The following is a 14,610-nucleotide window of genomic DNA, read 5'->3' as shown; positions in this document are numbered from 1 at the left end:
TACGACTCGTTTACGCACTCAAAGCCATATCGACTTGCTGGTATTTTTCGGCATAAGCAGCAGCTGCTTCTCGAACCCATGCTCCATCACGGTGCGCTTGCCGACGGCGCTGCATGCGCTGGGTGTTGCATGGACCAGAACCTTTAATCGTCGCGAAGAATTCGTCCCAGTCCAACTCTCCGAAGTCGTAATGGCCACGCTCTTCGTTCCATTTCAGGTCTGGGTCTTCAAAGTGCAGGCCCAATGCTTCAGCTTGTGGCACGATCATGTCGACAAAGCGCTGGCGCAATTCATCATTCGAATGCCGCTTAATCTTCCATTCCATGGACTGTTGCGAGTTTGGTGAATTATCGTCGGTAGGACCAAACATCTGCAACGCGGGCCCATAGAAGCGGTTAATTGCTTCTTGCGCCATTTGCTTTTGCTCGGGCGTACCGTGAGAGAGCTCGTACAAGATTTCCCAACCTTGGCGCTGGTGGAAGGACTCTTCTTTACAAATTCGAACCATCGCGCGCCCATACGGTGCATACGATGCACGGCAGAGTGGAACCTGATTGCAGATCGCTGCACCATCAACAAGCCAGCCAATTGCTCCAATATCTGCCCAGGTACGCGCTGGATAATTGAAAATCGAAGAGTACTTTGCACTACCGTCGAGCAGTGCTTCGACCATTTCATCTCGGGAAGTCCCAAGAGTTTCGGCTGCTGAGTATAAATACAGCCCATGGCCTGCTTCGTCCTGCACTTTTGCCATCAAAATGGCTTTGCGTTTCAATGACGGAGCCCGGGTGATCCAGTTTGCCTCTGGTTGCATGCCGATGATTTCTGAGTGCGCATGCTGCGACATTTGCCGCACTAAGGTCTTGCGATATTTCTCCGGCATCCAGTCTGTCGGCTCAATACGTGAATCATCAGCGATAATCTGCTCGAAACGCTCTTGGCCCAGTTGATCCAGATTGGATGAAGTAGCTGTGTGGATGTCAGTTGCAGTCATGGTTTCGCTCCTAAACCGACGGGATATTAACTGATCGTTCGGTCAGTATATGCGATGTGTGTGATCTACGTCAAGTTATTTGCTTCTGCTATGGAAACAAACTCATGACCAGCAACTTTGGGGGCAAAATTACGCCGACAACAGCTATTTCATTACCCACACCACCACTCAAGAAGAGCTTCTAACCTCACTCAACCCTGCGCGAGCTATCGTGGATCAATTTGTCGGAAAGTCCCACGAAATTCCGCAACTGTTTTACCTGCAGGATTTTCCACCGTCACATCGACGATTCCATTTTTCCCATAGGCCTCCTGCAGCTTCGCCTTCGCCGTAACGATTTCACCCTGAAATGCAGGTCTCGCATAATGGATCGAGCAAAAAGCTGCCACCGCGGTTTTCCCCGCAGCGTTTGCCATGGCAGCAAAAATAGAATCCGCAAAGGTAAAAAGCATCCCACCCTGAACAGATCCAAATCCATTGCACATATCCGGACGGATCAACATCTCACCTGTAGCTGTTTGGTCAGTAACCCCTGTCAGCTTCACCCCCATCATTGCACTGCAAGCATCCGCCGCAAACATTTCCCTCACGTGGCGATATTCTTCAGTTTCCGCAACTCCTTGTGCGATAATTCCCGAAGCCATAAGTCCATTCCATTCTTTTGCTAGCTAAACCTTTTGTGAACTGGAAACTACCACAACATGCGATCCACATCACTATTTCAACATGGCACTCCCGCCATCAGTTCCCATTACAGAAAACTTGATCCTGCGCGGAGTGCGATTGTGGTCTAACCTAAAAGATCGGATTACATACATACATTGCTTCCGGAGTAAGCCACGATGACAAACCATTCAATCGCCAACACCTACAGCCCAAAAACAGCTCCACGGCAGCAACACGCAACCCCCCAAGATCACAACTCGTCGACTCCATCATCACGGAGCGCCCAACCAACTCGTGGCCGGCCCGGAAACTCCAAAGACGATATCCTCAAAGCCGGCGTTCGGGAATTTAATCAGCATGGTTATGAAGCAACCAGCATGGGTAAGCTCGCTAAAGCATTAGGCCTGACCAAATCAGCGATTTATCATCATGTGAAATCGAAGGAAGAGATCTTAGAATACGCGATTGATGTCGCGCTGAGCGGATTAGACGGCGCATTTCAAGCAGGCACAGCAAGTGCCGATCCCGTGGAGAATTTACGACAGATCATCCGACGGTCCACAGGGGTGCTGTGCGCCAATCCCGAGGAAGTAACCCTACTACTCCGACTGCGTGGTAATTCTCCGGTAGAAAACCAGGCATTGCAGCGCCGTCGAAATTATACGCAGACATTAGTGGCAATAATTCGCGAAGCACAAAACAGCGGCCATGTCGTATCCTCGTTAGACCCTGCAACGCTAGGGCGCCTGATCTTCGGCATGATCAATTCGATCACAGAGTGGTACGACGCGAACGGAACGCTCTCGGCAAACGAATTAGTGGACACCATCGAATCAGTGATCTTCACGGGGATCCATACTAACGATCCCCGCCCGCTGCGCTAAGTTTCACTCCATCTTGCACCAAAGGCACTGCCAGCGGTTTTCCTTCACTAAGCAAATATTTTCCAGATAGTGTTTGTAATCACAAACAAAATGTGTAAGCTGACTCACAGGCCAATTTACTGATTGATAGGTCAGTTAATACAGTTGGCGGATTGCTCTCGCTGTTCACTCGGCCTACGGAGCGTATCGCACTACCCCCCCCCCAACGTGAAGGAAATCTCATGACAGTTGCTACACCTAGTGACATCTATTCAGACCATCATGGTCCGCAGATGGGCATCGAATATGCCTCTCGTGACGAAATCATCGCGTTGCAAACTGCGCGCGCAAAAAACACCTTGCGTCACGCCTACTACAACGTGCCTCATTATCGTCAAGCATTCAACGAGCAAGGCGTCCACCCAGATGATTTTAAAGAATTATCAGATCTCGCTGCATTCCCATTCACCGAAAAAGAAACACTACGCAGTAACTATCCCTTCGGCATGTTCGCGGTAGAGCAAAGAAATATCGCGCGTATCCACGCATCTTCCGGCACCACCGGCCGCCCCACCGTCGTTGGCTACACCGAAAATGACATCCGCGTGTGGGCTTCATTGGTAGCGCGTTCTCTCCGAGCCGGCGGGATCTCCGGACGAGATAAAGTGCAGATCACTTTTGGCTACGGTCTTTTTACCGGTGGTTTAGGAGCTCATTACGGCGTAGAAGAGCTGGGATGCACAGCTATCCCCACTTCTGGCGGTCAGACCGACCGCCAAATCCAAATTATGCAAGATTTTCAACCGGACGCCATCTTAGGCACGCCGTCATACCTCCTCAACGTTCTCGACCAGATGCGCGCAAAAGGCTTGGACCCGCGCGAATCCAGCCTGCGGGTTGCGATCTGCGGTGCAGAGCCGTGGAGCGAAGGAATGCGTCGTGACCTGGAAGAAGGTTTTGGCATCGACGCCACAGATATCTACGGATTATCCGAAGTGATGGGTCCAGGCGTCGCACAAGAATGTGTAGAAACCAAGGACGGTTTAACTGTGTGGGAAGATCATTTCTACCCAGAAATTGTCGATCCAAAAACGTTACAGCCAGTACCTGACGGTGAAGTGGGAGAACTCGTGATCACCCCGCTCACCAAAGAAGCATTCCCTATTATTCGTTACCGGACGCGCGATCTAACCCGGCTTCTTCCTGGTACTGCACGCTCGATGCGCAGGATCGACCGCATTTCCGCACGGAACGACGATATGATCATTTTACGCGGCGTGAACTGCTTCCCTTCACAATTCGAAGAACTCATCGTCGAAGATAAAACACTGCGTCCTCGCTATCAATGCGTACTCGAAAAGCAGGGCCGAATGGATGCACTCACCCTGCTCATCGAGCATGCGCCCAACGTTTCTGAATCCGAGATCACCGCAGCACGAGACCGGCTTGGCAAAAAGATCAAGGACCGCATCGGTGTTTCCGTCAAGATCGACATTCGTGACCACGTTGACTGCGGAGAAGGAAAAGCTAAACGCATCGTCGACAATCGCTAAGTCAAAAATCCAGTTTTACCGCGCCTAGCGCCCGAACCCCATGAGGCACATCATGACAACACAAGCCCCAGCTTCATCAAAGAAGCTCACGAAAGAGCATAAGAAAGTGCTCGCCGGTTCCGTAGCTGGTACCACTATCGAATGGTTCGACTTCTTTATCTACGCACAAGCGGCAGGGCTGGTTTTTGCCACCTTGTACTTCGATCCAGTCGGTAACAACAACCCATCTTTGGCTCAGATTATTTCCTGGGCCTCACTCGGAATCTCATTCCTCTTTCGTCCATTAGGCGCGGTTTTGGCTGGGTATCTCGGCGATCGATTCGGCAGAAAGATTGTCTTGGTCCTTACTCTCGCAGGAATGGGAGGAGCCACTGTTGCCATTGGCTTCCTACCGACATACAGCTCAATAGGAATGGCTGCCCCGATCATCCTGGTTCTGCTGCGCATCCTCCAAGGATTATCCGCTGGCGGTGAATGGGGCGGCGCAGCAATGCTCGCTGTTGAACACGCACCTCAAGGCCGACGCGGATATTTTGGATCGTTCCCGCAATTCGGTGTACCTGCAGGAATGCTCTTGGCGACGATCTTTATGTTAATCCTTTCGTCTATCCTCAGCCAAGAACAGTTTCTTGAATGGGGTTGGCGTATCCCATTCATTTCTTCGATCGTCCTTATCGTAATTGCGTTTTGGATTCGCGCATTGGTTGCGGAGTCCCCAGTATTCGCTGAAATGCAAAAGCTGAAGCAGCGTTCCTCAGCCCCTGTCCGCGTACTTTTCAAGAATCACACGCCAACCGTCATCAAAGCGGCCTTGATTTTCGCTGGTAACAACGCCGCTGGTTACTTGATCATCGCTTATTTCACCTCATATGCAACTGGCGTTGTTGGACACAGCCGTACCGCCGCACTATTCGTTGCATTGCTCGGTGCTATTGCATGGCTCGTCGGCATGTACATCTCAGGTGGCCTGTCTGACCAAGTGGGCCGGAAAAAGCTCTTCACCATCGGTTATATCCTGCTGGCTTTATGGGCAGTTCCTACGTTCATGCTCATCGACACAGGATCACTATTCCTCTACGCCTTCGCGATCATTGTCATGGGTCTTCTGCTCGGGCCATCGTATGCTCCACAATCCGCGATGTATGCAGAAATGTTCCCCGTCAGCGTTCGTCTTTCAGGCGTATCCATCGGCTACGCACTCGGGTCAATCATCGGTGGCGCATTCGCTCCAATGATTTCCGAAATGGTCTTTAACGCTACCGGAACCTCGATTTCTATCGGCGTCTATATCGCGGTGGTTTGTGTAATCTCCTTGATCGCCGTTCGCACAGTGCCAAACGGCATCCAGGATCGCGATCTACACGCTCATTAAAGCCGCTTGGCTATTCAGTGAAATCTGGGAAACAGCTAGCGGCACAACCTTTCAAGCTGCACTAGAAGGAAGCTCTAGTGCAGCTTTTCTTCTTCGCTATCCCAGTTTCCCCTGTGTACAAGAAACGTAATCGAGACTCGTTAACTTGTGGTGAGAAAGAACATAATGACATATGATTGAGCCCACATAAACCAATGCTTCTTTTCTGAAAACTAAGGAGTTCCCGTGTCCGAAACCCATACCCTGACCACCTACGACGCCATTATGGCTGCCATCACCACCGACGGTGGCAGCGATGGCACCGCCGAGATCCACAACCCCGCCACCGGCGAGCTGGTTGGCAGCTACCAGGTCCAAGACGAAAGCGCTCTCAACGACGCTGTGGCTGCCGCCCGTGCTGCGCAACCAGCCTGGGAAGCGAAAGGCGATCACGCCCGCTGCGAACTGCTGAACAAATTCGCCGATGCCATTGAACAAGCCGCAGAACCACTGGCTAAGCTGCTATCGCAAGAACAAGGCAAACCACTCAACGGACCCAATGCCCGCTTCGAGGTCGGCGCGTGTGCCGCGTGGCTGCGGGCAACCGCCTCGTTTGAATCACCGGATTACACCGCCGTTGATGATGACATTACCGCTACCGTGCACTACCGGCCCCTGGGTGTTGTCGGCGCGATTGGTCCATGGAACTGGCCGATGATGATCACCATCTGGCAAATCGCCCCAGCACTACGCATGGGAAACACCGTCGTCGTCAAACCTTCTGGGTATACCCCACTGTCGGTCAGTGCGCTGGTGGCTATTGCTAATACTGTGTTGCCGCAGGACGTTCTGCACATTGTCACTGGTTCCGGTGGGGTTGGTGCAGCACTGACCACACACCCAGACGTCGACAAGATCATGTTTACTGGTTCGACGGAAACCGGAAAGAAAATCATTGAGGCTTCTGCCAATAACGTCACCCGCCTGACCCTGGAGCTTGGCGGTAACGATGCTGCCGTAGTGCTTGACGACGTCGACCCGGAAGCGATTGCCGAAGATCTGTTCTGGGGTGCGTTTATCAACACCGGGCAAACCTGTGCTGCAGCTAAGCGTATCTACGTTCCGGATGCGATTTATGATGAGGTGGCAGAAGCACTGGTAGCTGTGGCTAAGCGGATGCCGATGGGCAATGGTCTGGATGAGAACAACGTACTAGGCCCGTTGCAGAATAAAGCGCAGTTCGACATTGTTGATGGCCTGGTCAAAGCCGCAAAAGATGGTGGTGGGCGTGTGCTTGTTGGTGGTGACCCGGATTATGATGCGCCGGGGTTGTTCTATCCGGTAACGATCGTGGCTGATATTGATCCGGATAACCCATTGGTTGCCCAAGAACAGTTCGGTCCGGCGGTACCGCTGATTCGTTATTCCGAGTTGGAGCAGGCGATTGCGTGGGCCAATAGCTTGGATGTGGGGTTGGGTGCATCAGTGTGGTCGGCGGATGCGCAGAAAGCCCGCGAGGTTGCTGGTCGTTTGCAGGCCGGGACGGTGTGGATTAATAAGCATGGTGCGGTGGATCCGCGGGTGCCGTTTGGTGGTATTAAATCTTCCGGTTATGGCGTGGAGTTTGGTACTGAGGGGTTGAAGGGGTTGGCTTATCCGCAGGCGATCAACACTTAGCACGAACCGCTGCAGAGCTGAGAAACTAACCAGAAAACCAGCCATAATGGGTTGGCATGAAGGTACTTTCCACCAACGTCGCCGTCCGTCGTACCGATCCAAGTGGACGCCATGACTACACCGGCATCGACAAACAGCCGCAACCAGCCATTGAATTATCCACTCCCGGCCCACACTATGGCGACGGTTCCGGTGTCGCTGGTGATTCCATCGGCGACCACGAACACCACGGAGGCGCCGACAAGGCCATCTACGCCTTCGCCCGCGAAGAACTCGACCACTGGGAAACCGAACTGCACCGTGAATTCCGTGACGGATTTTTCGGAGAAAACCTCACCACCAGCGGAATCGACCTGGCAAACCTTCTGATTAACCAACAAATCGCCATCGGCGACGCACTCTTAGAAGTCTCCATACCGCGCAGCCCCTGCGCCACGTTCGCAGGCTGGGTTAACGAACCAGGTTTTCTGAAATCCTTCACCGACCACGGCGACTGCGGAGCGTACTTCCGCATCATCACACCAGGAACAATCACCGCAGGTGACACCATGGAATTCGTCGGCAAGCCAGGCCACGACGTCACCATGGGCATGGCGTTCCGGGCGAAAATGGGAGATATCGAGCTGGCGCGGTACGTCGTCAAGGTCGGATGCTTGGCGACGGTGCACCACGAACAGCTAAAAGCAAAGCTCGCAAAGTATGACGCGCGCCAGCAACGGCCGCAACACCAGCAACACCAACAACGCTAGAAACGGCAGCAGCAAAGCGAGCAGCGCCAACAACGCTGCACCCTCACGCTCCCTACTGCCTAAACTTATCCGCCAAGCCTCGTGCGGCACCGGCAAGCAACTGCACATCGGCGCCAACCAGCACAAACGCAGCTCCGGCGTCCAGATAAGCCTGCGCTTGCTTCAGATCGAATGCGTTCACGCCAACCGGCTTTCCCGCATCCTGGCATGCCTTCATCGCACGAGAAACCGCATCCAGCACATCCGGGTGCGTCTGCTGGCCCAACACGCCCATCGAGGCGGCCAAATCAGAAGGCCCAATAAACAACTGGTCCACGCCGTCGACAGCAGCAATCTCTGCCGCGTTTTCCACGGCAGTCGCCGATTCCAGCTGGATAGTCAGACTCACCAGGTCAGATGCATTCTGCAGGTAATCTTCCACGGCATTCCACCGCGACGAACGCGCTAAGGCGGCACCGACCCCGCGCACACCCCGCGGCGGATAATGCATCGCGGCCACGGCATCGCGGGCCTGCTCAGCGGTATCCACCATCGGCACCATGAGATTCTGTGCACCGAGATCCAGGTACTGCTTAATCAAAGCGGTATCGCCCACCGGCACGCGCACCACTCGGGTTACACCATAGGAATCAGTGGCACGCAGCAGGTCAGTCACGGTCTCCAAGCTATACGGCGAGTGCTCGCCGTCGACAAGCAGCCAATCAAACCCTGCAGAAGCAACGATTTCTGCAGCGACCGGCGAGCCCGAAGAAATCCACGCGCCGACCTGCGGGCCGCTTTCTTCCTGCAGCTGCTGAGAAAAGGTACGAGGCAGTTTTACTGGAATCGGCATGTGATGGTTCCTAGCTTTCCGTAATCGGCGTGGACAGTATCTCCTGGATGTACCCACATTGGTTTGGTGAATGATCCTGCCAAAATAATATCCCCGGCGCGCAGGTGCTCATCGTGCGCATGTAGCTTATTAGCCAGCCACGCCACGCCCATGGCCGGGTGATTCAGCACCGCTGCCGCAACCCCAGTGTCTTCAATCGCTTCGTTGCGGTACAACAACGCGGACACCCATCGCAGGTCCACAGCATCCGGTGCCACGGGGTTTCCCCCATAAATCATGGCGCCCAGAGCAGCATTATCCGAGATCGTGTCGACGATCGTGCGCCCTTCCATTTCGATCCGTGAATCGAGGATTTCCAATGCAGGGACGACGTACTCCGTCGCACGAAGCACATCGAAAATGCTTGCCGACGGGCCGGCCAAATCATCTTTCAACACAAACGCCAGCTCCACCTCGATACGCACGCTGGAGAAACGATCATGGTCGATGACAGAACCGTTTTCAAAAATTTGGTCTGCGAAAATCGCCCCATAATCCGGTTCAGTGATGCCGGTTGCTTCTTGCATCACTTTCGAAGTCAGCCCGATTTTTCTGCCGACGAGTTTCCGACCATCGGCGATTCCGCGACGAACCCACTCTGCCTGCACCGCGTAGGAATCCTCCACGGTCATCTCCGGATAGCGCTTGGTCAAAAGCTCTACGGGTTTATGGTCTTTTTCTGCCTGCGCGAGTTCGTCGGCAATCGCGATCTGCTGCTCTTTGCTCAACATGACGTTCCTCCTTCTAACCTGGCCCTCAGCCCAGGTTTAAAGCTGATTTCCCAGCTTATATTCGCCCTTCTTCCAATCTGGAAGCTGGTCTTTGTCATCATCTGGGCGGGTGTACGAGAAACCATCAGCACCAATGGTTTGCTCCATCTCGGAAGCGTCCGTACGCGAAGTCAGCGGAACTGGGTTGCCATCCAGATCCAAAACCAGGGATCCTTCGCTGTACCAGGACGGAACAACTGGCGTGCCCCACCAATCACGGCGCTGGTTATCGTGAACGTCCCAAGTCACGGCAGGATTGTCCGGGTCTCCGGTGTAGTAATCCTGGGTGTAGATCTCTACGCGGTGTCCATCTGGGTCGCGCAAGTACAGGTAGTACGCGTTGGAAACGCCGTGGCGGCCTGGGCCGCGTTCAATGCGGTCCGATTCACGCAATGCACCCAGCTTGTCGCAGATAGCGATGATGTTGTGCTTTTCGTGTGTCGCAAATGCGATGTGGTGCATACGTGGGCCATCGCCACCAGTCATAGCAGTATCGTGCACGGTGGGCTTCCGGCGCATCCAGGCTGCGTATACCGTGCCCTCAGAGTCTCGGATGTCTTCTGTGATGCGGAACCCAAGGTCTTCCATATAGTTCACCGCGCCTGGAACATCCGGGGTGATCTGATTGAAGTGATCCAGCCGCACGATTGCACCTGGGATGTGTGCATCGTAGCTCCAGGCCAGACGCTCGCGGTGTTCTACTTCGTAGAAGAATTCATAGGGAAAGCCCAGCGGATCCTGCACGCGCACGGAATCACCAATGCCTTTGACGAATCCATCTTTGTTTCGTCGCACCTCACAGCCACGTGCTTTATAGAATTCCTCCGCCAGATCCAGGTCTTCTGGGCTGCGCACACGGTAGGCAAACGCAGCTACCGCAGCCTGCTCACCTTTCCGCAGCACCAAGTTGTGGTGGATGAATTCTTCGTAGGTACGCAGGTAGATCGCATCATCATCCTCATCGGTGACGACGAGTCCAAGCGTGTCGACGTAGAACTTACGGGATGCCTGCAGATCCGTAACCACGATTTCCATATAGGCACAACGCAAGATATCTGGTGCCTGAACTTCTGGGGATTGAGTGTCAGTCATGATGACTCCTTAATACAGACGGCTAGCACCAGATCTGTGTTTGACCTGGCGCCGAGGCGGCATGGGGTTGAGACTGGGAAAGGTTTTAGTCTTGCTTTCCGAAAACAGGGTTGTGGACTTTGTCCAGGTTGATGTGGACTGCTTGCTGGTCGGTGTAGAAATCAATCGAGCGATAACCGCCTTCGTGACCCAAGCCAGAAGCCTTCACGCCACCGAATGGGGTGCGTAGATCGCGGACGTTGTTTGAGTTCAGCCAGACCATGCCAGCTTCCACGTTTTGTGCGAAGTTGTGGGCGCGCTTCAGGTCGGAAGTCCAAACGTAAGCTGCCAAACCGTACTTGGTGTTATTCGCCAATTCCAGGGCTTCTTCTTCCGAATCGAACGGAGTAATTGCTACTACCGGGCCGAAGATTTCTTCTTGGAAAATTTTCGCCTCTGGCTTCACATCGACGAACACGGTTGGCTGCACGAAATTGCCTTCCGGGAATTCTTCCGGACGTTCACCGCCAGCGGCCAGGGTGGCTTCCTTTTTGCCGATTTCGATGTACGAGGTCACCTTTTCGTAGTGCTCTGGGTGTACCAGTGCACCGACCTCCGTCTTGGGATCCGACGGCAGGCCAACCTTGACGCGCTTGGCCTGGGCAGCATAGCGCTCGACGAACTCATCGTAGATATCACGCTGCACCAGGATGCGCGAACCTGCGGTGCAACGCTCACCGTTCAACGAGAACACGCCAAAAATGCAGGCATCAATCGCGGTTTCCATATCCGCATCATTGAAAACGATGGCTGGAGACTTACCTCCCAGTTCCATCGACAAGCCTTTCAGGTGCGGTGCGGCATTGGCGAAAATTGCCTGGCCGGTGCGGGATTCGCCGGTAAAGGAAATCAGTGGTACATCTGGGTGCTTGACCAGTGGATCACCGGCATAGCCTTCTTCACCGTAACCATTGACCAGGTTGAATACGCCCTTCGGCAAGCCTGCTTCCTCAAAGATTCCTGCCCACAACTGTGCTGACAGTGGGGTGAACTCGGCCGGTTTCAGCACCACGGAGTTGCCCGTCGCAATAGCTGGAGCCAACTTCCAGGATTCCAGCATGAACGGAGTGTTCCACGGGGTGATCAAACCAGCAACGCCGATGGGTTTGCGGTTGACGTAGTTAATCTGACGGCCCGGTACCTTGTACGCATCATCTGCCTGCGCAACGATGAGGTCTGCGAAAAAGCGGAAGTTTTCTGCTGCGCGTTTAGCCTGGCCGGTAGCTTGGGTGATGGGCAGACCGGAGTCGAAGGATTCCCACGCTGCCAGTTTTTCCGCACGCGTTTCGACGACGTCGGCAATCTTGTTCAGCACACGAGCGCGCTCACGCGGAAGTGCATTGGCCCAAGTTCCATTGTCGAAAGCTTCCTTAGCGGCAGCAACTGCTTTGTCTACATCCTGCGGCTTTCCTGATGCCGCAGTGATATAGGTCTTGTTCGTCACTGGGTCCAGTACATCGAAGTCTTCGCCGTCAATGGATTCTACGAATTCACCATTGATGTAATGCAGAATCTTTTCTGGGAGATCATTAGGTTTAGCTGCATCATTATTGATTGCGTTCATTATTAACTCCTTGCCTGATAACTATTGGTAGCTGGGTGGTTCTGTAGTTTCGCGGTAGCTGCGTGCTGTCGCCATGCGATGCTCCAGTGCTTTACGACTGAGATAATCCGCATCCGCGCCGGCCTCGATCAGATCGACAAGTTGTGCGTGTTCAGCAACGGATTCGCGTGCGCGCTGCGGAATATAACGAAAGGTAGAAACTCGGTGATAATTCAATTGTTCCCACTGTTCACGCAGTAGCTTCATGAGGCGGCTATTCGGGCATTTCTCGAATAAAACCTCATGAAATTGTTGGTTAAGCTGCGTAAATTCTTCCGGTTCCGTGGCAATATCTAGCTGCTGCATCTGTCGATTCAGCTCGCGGGCTGCAGCTAAGTCTTCAGCACCAAGATGAGGCGCCGACAGTGCAGTAGCCGCAGCTTCTAGCGTGGCAACGATTTCCATGGTTTCGAAATAAGCGTTGCGGTTGTGCATCGTCACTTTTGCGCCGACGTTGCGCTCATAGGTGACCATACCTTCCGCTTCCAGCTGACGAATTGCCTCACGGACAGGTACGACGCTGACCTGGAGTTCGTCGGCAAGAGCGGACAAGACTAAGCGGTGACCGGGTTCAAATTCTCGCGTGCGGATCTTTTCACTGATCCATGCATAGGCATGCTGCGATTTGGACTGGACCGCCGAGTCACTGAGAGAAGTTGTCATACCCCCTCACTATCACGGAATTGCTGGTAGGCCTTTTTGTTCTCCCCAGTTGGCGGGAACAAACCGTCGAGGCTGGCGCCTTTAGCGACCTGGCCAGCAACCCATTCATCTTCGTGCTCTTTGGCCAGCGCACCGTCGGCGATTTCTTCGGCTAATTCCCGAGGAATAACGATGACACCATCATCATCACCGACGATCACGTCGCCAGGAACAACAGTGGCGTTACCGCAAGAAATGGCGATATCGCTGTCCCAAGGCACGTGTTTGCGCCCCAGAACACACGGGTGCGCGCCCTGTGTAAAGACCGGCAATCCGATTTCGCGTACTGCTTCATAGTCACGCACTCCGCCGTCAGTGACCACGCCTGCAGCACCACGGGTTTGTGCTCGCAGCGCCAAAATATCGCCGAGCGTGCCTGATCCTGGCTCTTGGCGGCCTTCGATGACGATGACTTCGCCTTCGCGTACTGTATCGAAAACCTTCTTTTGTTCGTTCATGCCTCCGCCGTGTTTTTTAAACAAGTCTTCGCGACCTGCCACAAAGCGCAGTGTGCGCGCACGGCCAACCAGCTTGGTGCCTTTTGTCTGTGGGTATACCCCCTCAATCACGGACTGGTTGATGCCATGCTTCCGCAATTGCGCAGACAACCCTGCGGTGGGGGCTTTCTTGAGCTTGTCGACGAGTTCTGCGGGCAGAGCCTGTTCGGATTCTGCTGCGTTGCCGCTTTCTTCTTGACCGGCAGGTGGTAACCCTGCTGATTCACGGTCGCCGAATGCATCTTCCCGGAGTTTGTCATCTATCTGTGGCAAACTTCCAAGCTCTGGATCAAAAGAGCCAGGACCATCAACAACTGTCGTGCGCAAACGGCCGCTGCTCATAGGACTGTCAGCACCTGGAACGTCAACTTCTACTTCCACAACGTCGCCAGGCACAATCACACTCGACCCACGTGGGGTACCCGTCAGGATGATATCGCCTGGTTCAAGCGTCATGTGCTGCGAAAGGTCAGCGACAAACTGTGCGAGTGGGAAAATCAGATCTTTGTCTGTCGTGCCGTCTTCCTGCACCACTTCACCATTCACCCAGGTGCGCAAGCGCAACGCGGCTGGATCAATAGCGGAAGCATCCAGAAGCTCCGGACCAATCGGCGTGTATCCGTCCCGCGATTTGGAACGAGTATTAGACCCTTTATCCTGCGATTTGTAGTCATACAACCCGAAGTCATTCGATGCGGTGACATAGCCGACGTAATTCCAGGCGTCGGCAAGTGAAACGTTGCGGGCGGGCTTTCCGATAATCAGCGCAATTTCGCCTTCAAAAGCCAACAGTTCAGTTCCCGCAGGGCGCTCCACCTCCGAACCCGAAGCCGCAAGAGTACTCGTAGCTTTCAGGAAATAGCTAGGCTGTTTCGGACGGCGCCCGCGCTGATCCGCGCGGGATTCAAAGGCAACGTGAACGGCAATGACTTTGCCCGGTTTCTCCGGAAGGATGTCTGGAATAGCCATGAAGAATCCTTTTCTGTGAAGAGCATTTTCGAAGAGCTTTCGGACAAGCACTTGCCTGAATCGTATATCATCTCTAACATCACTGCAAGTGGTTCAATTCACAGATTCTCATCGTTTATAATTCATCACACATCAACGCATTGGTGCCACTGCGGGCAACGAGGCAGGATCTACAAAGATTCTGCATCTCGCCTGTCCCACAAACCTCGAAAGG

The 14,610-nt window shown here is 53.8% G+C and carries 13 protein-coding genes; 5 read left to right on the top strand and 8 right to left on the bottom strand.

Going from position 1 to position 14,610, the window contains the following annotated elements; genetic code table 11:
- Positions 1-10 precede the first annotated feature (10 nt).
- Both paaA and paaI read right to left on the bottom strand, forming a co-directional pair.
- A complete protein-coding gene (paaA, locus tag L9H78_RS00470; protein WP_249620130.1) occupies positions 11-994 on the bottom strand; it encodes a 1,2-phenylacetyl-CoA epoxidase subunit PaaA in 984 nt (327 codons plus the stop codon).
- 206 nt (positions 995-1,200) lie between these two features.
- On the bottom strand, positions 1,201-1,638 hold the full coding sequence (paaI, locus tag L9H78_RS00465) for a hydroxyphenylacetyl-CoA thioesterase PaaI (protein ID WP_249620129.1): 438 nt from the start codon (positions 1,636-1,638) through the stop codon (positions 1,201-1,203).
- A gap of 198 nt (positions 1,639-1,836) precedes the next feature.
- Here paaI and L9H78_RS00460 point away from each other — a divergent pair, with 198 nt between their 5' ends.
- The 5 genes from L9H78_RS00460 (at position 1,837) to L9H78_RS00440 (ending at position 7,853) form a co-directional block, all read left to right on the top strand.
- Positions 1,837-2,544 carry a TetR/AcrR family transcriptional regulator gene (locus tag L9H78_RS00460; protein ID WP_249620128.1) on the top strand — a complete coding sequence of 236 codons (708 nt, stop codon included), beginning with the start codon at positions 1,837-1,839 and terminating at the stop codon, positions 2,542-2,544.
- A gap of 221 nt (positions 2,545-2,765) precedes the next feature.
- Complete coding sequence (locus tag L9H78_RS00455; RefSeq protein ID WP_249620127.1) at positions 2,766-4,076, top strand: AMP-binding protein; 1,311 nt, start codon at positions 2,766-2,768, stop codon at positions 4,074-4,076.
- A gap of 52 nt (positions 4,077-4,128) precedes the next feature.
- Complete coding sequence (locus L9H78_RS00450) at positions 4,129-5,448, top strand: MFS transporter (protein WP_249620126.1); 1,320 nt, start codon at positions 4,129-4,131, stop codon at positions 5,446-5,448.
- Between the two features lie 264 nt (positions 5,449-5,712).
- The gene (locus tag L9H78_RS00445; RefSeq protein WP_249620693.1) at positions 5,713-7,104 is read left to right on the top strand and encodes an aldehyde dehydrogenase family protein; all 1,392 of its coding nucleotides are present in this window, start codon (positions 5,713-5,715) and stop codon (positions 7,102-7,104) included.
- 56 nt (positions 7,105-7,160) lie between these two features.
- Positions 7,161-7,853, top strand: coding sequence for an MOSC domain-containing protein (locus L9H78_RS00440; RefSeq protein ID WP_249620125.1), 693 nt, complete (start codon positions 7,161-7,163; stop codon positions 7,851-7,853).
- A gap of 52 nt (positions 7,854-7,905) precedes the next feature.
- Here L9H78_RS00440 and L9H78_RS00435 read toward each other — a convergent pair whose 3' ends face one another.
- The 6 genes from L9H78_RS00435 to L9H78_RS00410 form a co-directional block, all read right to left on the bottom strand.
- Entirely contained in the window at positions 7,906-8,685 is a 780-nt protein-coding gene (locus L9H78_RS00435; RefSeq protein ID WP_249620124.1) for an HpcH/HpaI aldolase family protein, read from the bottom strand.
- A complete protein-coding gene (gene hpaH, locus L9H78_RS00430) occupies positions 8,670-9,455 on the bottom strand; it encodes a 2-oxo-hept-4-ene-1,7-dioate hydratase (protein WP_249620123.1) in 786 nt (261 codons plus the stop codon). Before hpaH ends, L9H78_RS00435 begins: the two co-directional genes overlap by 16 nt.
- A gap of 36 nt (positions 9,456-9,491) precedes the next feature.
- On the bottom strand, positions 9,492-10,586 hold the full coding sequence (gene hpaD / locus L9H78_RS00425) for a 3,4-dihydroxyphenylacetate 2,3-dioxygenase (RefSeq protein ID WP_249620122.1): 1,095 nt from the start codon (positions 10,584-10,586) through the stop codon (positions 9,492-9,494).
- Positions 10,587-10,671: 85 nt separating this feature from the next.
- A complete protein-coding gene (gene hpaE, locus L9H78_RS00420) occupies positions 10,672-12,189 on the bottom strand; it encodes a 5-carboxymethyl-2-hydroxymuconate semialdehyde dehydrogenase (protein ID WP_249620121.1) in 1,518 nt (505 codons plus the stop codon).
- Positions 12,190-12,210: 21 nt separating this feature from the next.
- The gene (locus L9H78_RS00415) at positions 12,211-12,891 is read right to left on the bottom strand and encodes a GntR family transcriptional regulator (protein ID WP_249620120.1); all 681 of its coding nucleotides are present in this window, start codon (positions 12,889-12,891) and stop codon (positions 12,211-12,213) included.
- On the bottom strand, positions 12,888-14,396 hold the full coding sequence (locus tag L9H78_RS00410) for a fumarylacetoacetate hydrolase family protein (protein ID WP_249620119.1): 1,509 nt from the start codon (positions 14,394-14,396) through the stop codon (positions 12,888-12,890). Before L9H78_RS00410 ends, L9H78_RS00415 begins: the two co-directional genes overlap by 4 nt.
- Positions 14,397-14,610: the final 214 nt, after the last annotated feature.

The sequence above is a fragment of the Corynebacterium pseudodiphtheriticum genome, from assembly GCF_023509295.1.
In the GTDB taxonomy this organism is placed as follows: domain Bacteria; phylum Actinomycetota; class Actinomycetes; order Mycobacteriales; family Mycobacteriaceae; genus Corynebacterium; species Corynebacterium pseudodiphtheriticum.
Note: the sequence above shows the minus strand (reverse complement) of the source record. Positions and strands in the feature narration are given on the sequence as shown.